This is a genomic window from Actinomycetospora sp., from assembly GCF_055612215.1.
Map to the genome: position 1 here is coordinate 1 of NZ_JBVPVA010000296.1, position 8,711 is coordinate 8,711.

At 74.0% G+C, this 8,711-nt stretch carries 7 protein-coding genes; 3 read left to right on the top strand and 4 right to left on the bottom strand.

Annotation, left to right across the window (positions count from 1 at the left end; genetic code table 11):
* Window positions 1-44: 44 nt before the first annotated feature.
* Both AC0CYZ_RS08225 and AC0CYZ_RS08230 read right to left on the bottom strand, forming a co-directional pair.
* A complete protein-coding gene (locus AC0CYZ_RS08225; RefSeq protein WP_472214129.1) occupies window positions 45-1,175 on the bottom strand; it encodes a 5-methyltetrahydropteroyltriglutamate--homocysteine S-methyltransferase in 1,131 nt (376 codons plus the stop codon).
* A 32-nt stretch (window positions 1,176-1,207) separates the two neighbouring features.
* Window positions 1,208-2,038: an IclR family transcriptional regulator gene (locus AC0CYZ_RS08230; protein WP_472214131.1), complete on the bottom strand. Its 831-nt coding sequence runs from the start codon at window positions 2,036-2,038 to the stop codon at window positions 1,208-1,210.
* Window positions 2,039-2,099: 61 nt separating this feature from the next.
* Here AC0CYZ_RS08230 and AC0CYZ_RS08235 point away from each other — a divergent pair, with 61 nt between their 5' ends.
* The gene (locus AC0CYZ_RS08235) at window positions 2,100-4,505 is read left to right on the top strand and encodes a glycoside hydrolase family 65 protein (protein WP_472214133.1); all 2,406 of its coding nucleotides are present in this window, start codon (window positions 2,100-2,102) and stop codon (window positions 4,503-4,505) included.
* Between the two features lie 18 nt (window positions 4,506-4,523).
* Here the strand turns inward: AC0CYZ_RS08235 and AC0CYZ_RS08240 are convergent, their stop codons facing one another.
* Window positions 4,524-6,047, bottom strand: a complete 1,524-nt coding sequence (locus AC0CYZ_RS08240; RefSeq protein WP_472214135.1) for a serine/threonine-protein kinase — start codon at window positions 6,045-6,047, stop codon at window positions 4,524-4,526.
* 275 nt (window positions 6,048-6,322) lie between these two features.
* On the opposite strand from AC0CYZ_RS08240, the gene AC0CYZ_RS08245 reads away from it, so the two are divergent.
* Window positions 6,323-6,772: an antitoxin gene (locus tag AC0CYZ_RS08245; RefSeq protein WP_472214137.1), complete on the top strand. Its 450-nt coding sequence runs from the start codon at window positions 6,323-6,325 to the stop codon at window positions 6,770-6,772.
* Window positions 6,773-7,609 (top strand): thioesterase family protein, encoded by an 837-nt coding sequence (locus AC0CYZ_RS08250; RefSeq protein ID WP_472214139.1) that lies wholly within the window; start codon window positions 6,773-6,775, stop codon window positions 7,607-7,609.
* Between the two features lies 1 nt (window position 7,610).
* Here the strand turns inward: AC0CYZ_RS08250 and serS are convergent.
* Window positions 7,611-8,711, bottom strand: a 1,101-nt coding sequence (serS, locus tag AC0CYZ_RS08255; RefSeq protein ID WP_472214141.1) for a serine--tRNA ligase, incomplete at its 5' end; no start/stop codon positions are given.

Consider the following 8,711-nt stretch of genomic DNA (forward strand, 5'->3'; position numbering starts at 1 on the left):
GATCAACCGGCCGTTCGTACGAAGCGAGGGCGGGGCGGGGCGGGCTACGAGCCCCAGACGTCCTCGGCGACGGAGACGATCAGCTCGAGCTTCGCGACCTCCTGCTCGTAGGAGAGCGTGTTGCCCTCGACCGTGGAGGAGAAGCCGCACTGCGGGGAGAGGCAGAGCTGCTCGAGCGGGACGACCTCGCTGGCCTCGTCGATGCGCCGCTTGAGGGTGTCCGGGTCCTCGAGCTCGCCGGACTTCGTGGTGACCAGGCCGAGCACCACCTGCTGGTCACCGCGCGGCAGGTAGCGCAGCGGAGAGAAGTCGCCGGAGCGGGCGTCGTCGTACTCGCAGAAGAACCCGTCCACCGCCAGGCCACCGAAGACCTTCTCGGCGACGTGGTCGTAGCCGCCCTCGGCCGCCCACGAGGAGCGGTAGTTGCCGCGGCACATGTGCGTCGTGACGCGCAGGTCGTCCGGGCGCCCGGACAGCGCCTCGTTGATGGTGTCGACGTAGCGCTCGTGCATGTGGTCGGCGTCCTCGCCGCGGGCGGCCATCGACTCGCGCTGGGCCGGGTCGTTGAGGTAGGCCAGCGAGGTGTCGTCGAGCTGGAGGTAGCGGACCCCGAGGTCGTAGAGCCGTGAGATCTCCTCGCGGTAGGCCGCGGCGAGGTCGGCCCAGAACTGGTCCGGGTCGGAGTAGGGCGAGCCCTCGTGCACCGGGGCGCCACCCAGCCGGTAGTGCAGCATCGACGGCGACGGGATCGTCAGCTTGGGCACCGCCGACGTCGTGATCGAGGCCAGGGTGGTGAACGCGTCGCCGAAGATCGTCGTGGAGAGGCCGATCCGCTGGTCGATCACCAGCGACATCGACGCGAACGTCAGGTTGCCGCTGGCGTTGCGGAAGGCCACCTCGACCGAGGAGTCCTTCGACGAGGACACCCCGTCGAGCTGGTAGAGGAAGTCCATGTGCCACGACGAGCGGCGGAACTCGCCGTCGGTGGCGGCCTGGAGCCCCACCGACTCCTGCATGGCCACGGCGTCGCGGATGGCGTCGTCCTCGGCGTCGCGCAGCTCGTCGTCGCCGATCCGGCCCTCCGCGTGGGCGGCACGGGCGGTGAGCAGGGCCGGGGGTCGCAGGAGGCTGCCGACGTGGTCGGCGCGGAACGGGGCGGACTTCCGGGCGGACATGGTCACACCTCACCGCACCCGCCCGGTTCCGGTCACCCGCCGTCCCACCCAGTGGAAGCCGGATCCGGGCGCCCGAGGTCGTCGGCGAGCGCCGCCCCCGCCCGGGCGGCCGCCGCGCGCACGGCGTGCTCCAGCCGTTCGCGCCGGTCGTGGAGGCTGCCGGGCCCCCCGGCCGGCACGACGGGCACCGCGACCGCGACCGCGCCGACCAGCGCGTCCTCCGCGGACCGGCCGGCGCACGGGGGCAGGCGCACCGGCGCGGCGGTGCAGGCGAGGCGCTCCCGCAGCTCGCCGCGGTCGGTGGCGAGGTCGCGGCGGCGCACGCCGTCGAGCTCCCGGTCGAGCTCGTCCCGGGACCCGATCGTCCGGTAGGCGTGGCGGGGCAGCCCGTCGCGGGCGAGCACCTCGGTGCGCCGCGCCTCGGACAGTGCCGCCAGCAGCAGCTTCCCGACGGCGGTGGCGTGCAGCGCACCGCGCCACGCCGAGATGGTGGGGACGGGGTGCGCGGGGCAGTCGTCGACGGCGACGACCACGACGTCGGCGTCGCGGTAGGCCGCGTAGAGCACCCCGGCGCCCGCCCGCGCGTGTGCCTGGCGCAGCGTGGCCCCGAGGCCCGGGGGGATCGGCAGCTGGGCGCGCAGCCGGTCGTTCAGCGCGGGGAGCTTCGGACCGAGCCCGAACCCCCGCGCGGGCTCCAACCGGACGAGGTAGCCGTCGGTGACCAGGCTGGTGAGCAGGTGGTACGTCGTCGAGAGGTTGTACTCCAGGCGCCGGGCCACGGCCTTGGCGGTGATGCCGTCACCCGCCTCGGCCACGACCTCGAGCACCCGCAGCGCCCGGTGCACCGAGCCGAGGCCGCTCATGCGCCCATCATGCGTGACCAGGGTCTCCGTCGGCGCAGTTCGGAATGGTTACAGTCCTCCCGTGATCTCGAACGTGTTCACCGTCGACCCGTGGACCGTGCACGAACCGGACCTCGACGTCGAACTGCTGGGCCAGACCGAGTCGCTGTTCGCGCTGGCGAACGGTCACGTCGGCATGCGCGGCAACCTCGACGAGGGGGAACCGCACCGGATGCCGGGGACGTACCTGAACTCGTTCTTCGAGTCGCGTCCGCTGCCCTACGCCGAGGGCGGCTTCGGCTTCCCCGACGAGGGCCAGACGCTGGTCAACGTCCCGAACGGCAAGCTCATCCGCCTGCTGGTCGACGACGAGCCCCTCGACGTCCGCTACGGGACGGTGCACGCCCACGAGCGGACCCTGGACCTGCGCTCGGGGATCCTCACCCGCAACGTCTCGTGGACCTCGCCGAACGGGCAGCGCGTCGACGTCACGTCGCAGCGGCTGGTGTCGTTCTCTCAGCGCGCCGTCGCAGCGATCTCCTACGAGGTGTCGATCCCGGAGGACGCCGGGTCGGACGCCCTGCTCGTGGTGCAGTCGGAGCTGTTCGCCAACGAGCAGATGCCCCAGGTCGAGGGGGACCCGCGGGTGGCGGCCGCGCTGAAGGACCCACTGGTGCCCGAGCACCACTCCCACTCGCACTACGGCGCCCGGATGACCCACCAGACGCGGCGCTCCGAGCTGCGCGTCGGGGCCGCCATGGAGCACCAGGTCTTCGGCCCGGACGACATGCAGGTCGAGAGCTCCTGCTCGAACAACGTCGGGCGGACCACCGTCATCACGCGCCTGCGCCCCGGCCACTCGCTGCGCATCGTCAAGTACCTGGCCTACGGCTGGTCGAGCTCGCGCTCGCAGCCGGCGATCGTCGACCAGGTCGAGGCCGCCCTCGACGCGTCGCGCTACACCGGGTGGGACGGCCTCGTGGCAGCGCAGCGCGAGTACCTCGACGCGTTCTGGGCGCGGGCCGACGTCGAGATCGACGGGGACCCGCGGCTGCAGCAGGCCATCCGCTTCAGCCTCTTCCACGTGCTGCAGGCCGGGGCCCGCGCCGAGAAGCGCGCCATCGGGGCGAAGGGCCTCACCGGGCAGGGCTACGACGGCCACAGCCTGTGGGACACCGAGACGTTCGTGCTCCCCGTCTTCATGTTCACCCAGCCGCGTGCGGCGGGCGACGCGCTGCGCTGGCGGCACTCGACCCTCGAGATCGCCGAGGCCCACGCCGCGCACCTGGGCCTGAAGGGCGCGGCGTTCGCGTGGCGGACGATCCGCGGCGAGGAGTGCTCCGGGTACTGGCCCGCCGGCACCGCCGCCTTCCACGTCAACGCCGACATCGCCGACGCCGTGCTGCGCTACGTCGCGGCCACTGCCGACACCGAGTTCGAGCGCGAGGTCGGCGTCGACCTGCTCGTGGCGACGGCCCGGCTGTGGCGCTCGCTCGGCCACCACGACAGCGAGTCGAACTTCCGCATCGACGGCGTCACCGGTCCGGACGAGTACTCCGCGGTGGCGGACAACAACGTCTACACGAACCTCATGGCGCAGCGGAACCTGCGCGGGGCCGCCGACGTGTCCGTGCGCCACCCCCGGGAGGCGGAGCGGCTCGGCGTGAGCTCGGAGGAGATCGCGAGCTGGCGCTCGGCCGCGAACGCGATGGTCATCCCCTACGACGAGAAGCTGGGCATCCACGCACAGGCGGAGGGCTTCACCTCCCACGCGATCTGGGACTTCGAGCACACGCCCGAGGACCACTACCCGCTGCTGCTGAACTACCCGTACTTCGACCTCTACCGCAAGCAGGTCGTCAAGCAGCCCGACCTCGTGCTCGCCATGGTCCAGTGCCCCGACGCCTTCACCGCGGAGCAGAAGGCGGCGAACTTCGCCTACTACGAGCGGATCACCGTCCGGGACTCCTCGCTCTCCCCGGGCACGCTCGCCGTCGTGGCCGCGGAGACCGGGCACCTCGACCTCGCCTACGACTACCTGTGCGAGTCCTCGCAGATGGACCTCGCCGACCTCGAGAACAACGTCCGCGACGGCATCCACCTCGCCGCGCTCGCCAGCTCGTGGACCGCGGTCGTCCAGGGGCTCGGAGGGATGCGCACGCACAACGGCCGGCTGACGTTCGCGCCGCGGCTGCCCTCGTCGGTGACCGGGCTGCGGTTCCGTCTGCTCTGGCGCGGGCGCTCGGTCCACGTCGACGTCGGGCACGGGGAGGCGACGTACGCCCTCGAGGAGGTCCCCGAGCAGCACACCGGACCGGCCGGGATGGCCGCGACGTCGAGCGAGGACCTCGACCTGCGCCACCACGACGACGAGTTCACGCTCGCCCTGGGGGAGCCCCAGACCTTCGAGATCCCCTCGGTGCCGACCCGGGGGCCGATCGAGCAGCCGCCCGGGCGGGCGCCGCTGTTCCGCCGCATGCACCAGTAGGGCAGGCGGAACGGCCGGTCAGTTCGGGGCGGCCGCGTCGTCCGTCGGCCGGAACCGGTTCGGTGCGTTCGGGTCGGTGCCGTTGCCGCGGCCGCCGCCGACGTTGCCGATGACGGCGCCGCCGCCCGCGCCCGGCTGGTTCGCGTCGGTCGTGGTGGACTCGGTCGTCGTCGGCTGCGTCGAGGGCGGCGGGGCCTGGGTCGTCGTGACCACAGGCGGCGGGGCCTGCGTGGTCGTCGGCGCCTCGGTGGTGGTGCGCCGGGTCGAGCGCCGGGTCTCCTCCGTGGTCGTCGTCGTCGTCACCGGCGCGGGCGGCGGGGCGACGGTCGGGACCGGAGCGGGCAGCTGGGTGGTGCCGCTCGAGAGCAGCGCGTAGGCGCCGACGCCCGCCGCCACGAGCAGGACCGCGACGATCGCGACGACGATCGGCCAGCGACGTCGCCCGCCCTCTTCCTCGGCCACGGGAGCGCCGGCCATCGTGCCCGGGCCGACCAGCGCGGTCCGCCCGTCCTGGCCGTACGGCGGGTAGCCGCCGGGAGGCGTGCCGACGCGCTGCGTGGCGCCGTAGGGGTCGTAGGCCCGCGGTGGGGTCCCCGGGCCCATCGCGTACGTCGCACCGGTGCCCGTCCCCATGCCGGGGCCGGTCCCGGGCGGGGGCATCGCGGTGGTCCGCATGCCGTTCGTGCCGGTCACCGGGGCGGGCGCGAGCACCGTCTCGGCGTCCATGCCGACCTCGCGCGCGATCATCCGCAGCTCGTTGACCACCTGGTCGGTGCTCGGGCGCTCGGCCGGCTCGTCGCGGGTCATGGCGACGAGCAGGCTCCCGAGCTGGCCGGGCAGGTCCGGCGGGATGTCCGGCGGGCGGTGCAGCCGGGCGACCGCCGCCTCGAGGGCGTTGCCGGGGTACTCGCGGCGGGCGGTGATGCACTCCAGGAGCACGAGCCCGAGGGCGTAGACGTCGGACGCGGGCCCGACCGGCTGTCCGCGGACCTGCTCGGGCGAGAGGTACGACGCGGTGCCGATCACCATGCCCGTCGCCGTGATGTTGGTGGCGTCGGCGAGGACGGCGATGCCGAAGTCCGACAGGTGGGGCCGGCCGTCGGTGTCGAGCAGGACGTTGCCCGGCTTGATGTCGCGGTGCACGACGCCGTGGCGGTGCACGTAGGTGAGCGCGTCCGCGAGGGCCGCCCCGAGGGCCACGACGTCGCCGAGGCGCAGCGGGCCGCTGCGGATGCGGTCCGCGAGGGACTCGCCCTCGATGAGCTGCATGACGAAGTAGGCGCGGCTACCCTCCTGGCCGACGTCGTAGATCGTCACCAGGCCGGGGTGGTTCATCCCCGCGAGCGTCTGGACCTCGCGCTGCCGGCGGGACTCGTCGGCCTCCCCGACGCCGGCCGGGAAGAGCTTCACGGCGACGTCGCGGCCGAGCAGCTCGTCGCGTGCGCGGTAGACCTCCGCGGCCCCGCCGCGACCGATGAGGTCGCCGAGCGTGTACCGACCCGCGCCCACGGTGGACGGGGGGACCGCCTCCGTCGAACTCACCGCCCGCGTGCCTCCTCGTCCACTCCGGTCCACGGTCCGCCCATGGAGGACCCGACGTCACCGGCCGGGGCCGGGCGTCTGAGGGTCCCATGGTGCCGTGTCCCTCCGCCCCCGCCGTCGGGGCCCCCGTTCACCCGCACGGACGCCACGCCGTGTGAGCGCCGCGTGACCGGTCCGTGACCTCCACCCGTGACGATCCCGCTGTCGGTGCCCGGCGCGCTAGATTCCGGGTAACCCGACGATCCAGCATCCGCGCGAGAGCACGAGGGACAGCCATGGACCGCGACGAGATCCTCCGTCAGGGCAAGCAGACGGCCGCCGACCTGCGTGACACCGTCAGCCAGAAGGTGTCGGAGAACGAGGACACCATCAAGGGCACCCTCGGCAAGGCCGCCCGCTGGGTCGACGAGAAGACCGGCGGGAAGTACGCCGAGCACATCGGCAAGGTCGAGTCGAAGGTCGGCGAGGGCATCGGCTGGGTCGCCGCCCAGGGTCCGGCCACCCGGTCCACCGGCGAGCCGGGCGCGCCCGGCGCCGCAGCGGGGGACCCCGCTCCCGGCACGCCGCCCGGCACCACCCCGCCCGGGCCGATCACCCCCGAGGAGGGCGGGCGCGCCGCGGCACCGCACGCGCAGGGCGCTCCCGGCACCACGCCGCCCGGCGCGCAGACACCGCACACCCCGACGGCCCCGGACGACGACGCGCCGCGTCCCCCGCAGGTCTGAATGGCGGAGCTGGCGAAGGCCACCTCGACCGAGCCGACCGGTGAGCCCGGTCGGCGCTCGGTCCTGCTCGACGAGCAGTGGTGCATCGGCCCGAAGATGCACGGCGGGTACCTGCTCGCCGTGCTGGCGCAGGCCGCCCTGGACGAGATCGCCGACGGCGATCCGGGCGCGGCCGGCGGGCCCGCCCACGACGTCCCCGAGGCCGTCACCGGCACGTTCCTGCGCGCCCCCGACCCCGGGCCCGGCGTCCTGCACGTCGACGTGCTGCGCCGGGGCCGGGGCGCGACGCAGGTCCGGGTCCGCCTCGACCAGGACGACCGGCCCTGCGTCGAGGCCGCGCTCGTGCTCGGCGCCGCGGCCGCGCCCGACCCGCGCGAGGGCGACGTCTCGCCCGCCCCGATCGCGCTGCCCCCGTTCGACGAGTGCGAGCGCCGCCCCGTCGAGACCCCCGACGGCCGCGGGGGCCTGCCGCTCATGGAGGTCGTCGACACCCGCCTGGAGCCGGTGTCGCTGGGCTTCCTCGCCGGGCGGCCGACCGGCGAGGGACGGCTCTCGGGCTGGGCGGAGCTCGACACCCGGGAGGCGTGGTCGCCCGTCGGGCTCCTGGTGGCGCTCGACGTCCTGCCGCCCGCGTCGTTCGACCTCGGACTGTCGGGCTGGTCGCCGACGATGTCGCTGACCGCCCACGTCCACGCCGTGCCCGTGCCGGGCCCGCTGCGCGTCACCCAGTGGGTCGACCACCTCGCGGGCGAGCGGATGCACGAGTCGTGCCGGGCGTGGGACGCCTCGGGCCGGATGGTCGGGCAGGCCACCCAGCTCGCGGCGGTCCGCCGCTGACCTACTCCGTGGTTCCGTCGGTGAGGATCCGGCGGAACCCGGTGTACGGGTGCAGCACCTCGGGGATCGCGACCGACCCGTCGGGCTCCTGGTACTGCTCGAGCAGCGCCGCCATCGCCCGCCCGATCGGCAGCCCGGACCCGTTGAGGGTGGCCACGGCCTGCCGTTCGCCGTGGGCGTCCTTGGCCCGGATCCCCGCGCGGCGCGACTGGAAGGTGCCGCAGTCCGAGCACGAGGAGATCTCGCGGAAGGTGCCCTGGCTGGGCAGCCAGACCTCGACGTCGTAGGTCATCCGGGCGGCGAACCCCATGTCGCCGGCGGCGAGGCGGACCACGCGGTAGGCCAGGCCGAGGGCCTGCAGGCACGCCTCGGCGTGCGCGACCATCAGCTCGAGCTCGGTCGCGGACTCCTCGGCGGCGCAGAACCGCACCATCTCCACCTTGGAGAACTGGTGCAGGCGCAGGATGCCGCGGGTGTCGCGCCCGTAGCTGCCCGCCTCGGAGCGGAAGCACGGCGTCCAGGCGGTGAAGCGCCGCGGAAGCTGCCGCTCGTCCAGGATCTCGTCGGCGACGAGATTGGTCAGCGGCACCTCGGCGGTCGGGATCAGCCAATAGCCGCCCGTCGTCCGGAACAGATCGTCGGCGAACTTCGGAAGCTGCCCGGTGCCGAAGAGCGCCTCGTCGCGCACCAGCACCGGCGGCTGCACCTCCAGATAGCCGAACTCGCGCGTGTGCAGGTCGAGCATGAACTGCGCGAGGGCGCGCTCCAGCCGGGCAAGCTGGCCCTTCAGCACGACGAAGCGGGCGCCGGAGAGCTTGCCCGCGCGGGCGAAGTCCATCAGGCCCAGTGCCTCGCCGATCTCGTCGTGCGCCCTGGGCTTGAAGCCGAACGCCGACGGCGTGCCGTGGCTGCGGACGAGCCGGTTCGCGCTCTCGTCGGCGCCGTCGGGCACGTCGTCGGCCGGAATGTTCGGGATCGCGGCGAGCGCGCCGTCGATCTCCTCGCGCAGCCGCGCCGCCTCGGCCTCGGCTGCCGCCTGCGCGTCCTTGTCGGCCGCGACCTGCCGCAGGATCGGCGCCGCGTCCTCGCCGCGCGCCTTGGC

Coding starts and splice junctions, on each gene's coding strand:
- AC0CYZ_RS08225 (WP_472214129.1), bottom strand. CDS start 1,175: ATGTCCGCCCGGAAGTCCGCCCCGTTCCGCGCCGACCACGTCGGCAGC.
- AC0CYZ_RS08230 (WP_472214131.1), bottom strand. CDS start 2,038: ATGAGCGGCCTCGGCTCGGTGCACCGGGCGCTGCGGGTGCTCGAGGTC.
- AC0CYZ_RS08245 (WP_472214137.1), top strand. CDS start 6,323: ATGGACCGCGACGAGATCCTCCGTCAGGGCAAGCAGACGGCCGCCGAC.
- AC0CYZ_RS08250 (WP_472214139.1), top strand. CDS start 6,773: ATGGCGGAGCTGGCGAAGGCCACCTCGACCGAGCCGACCGGTGAGCCC.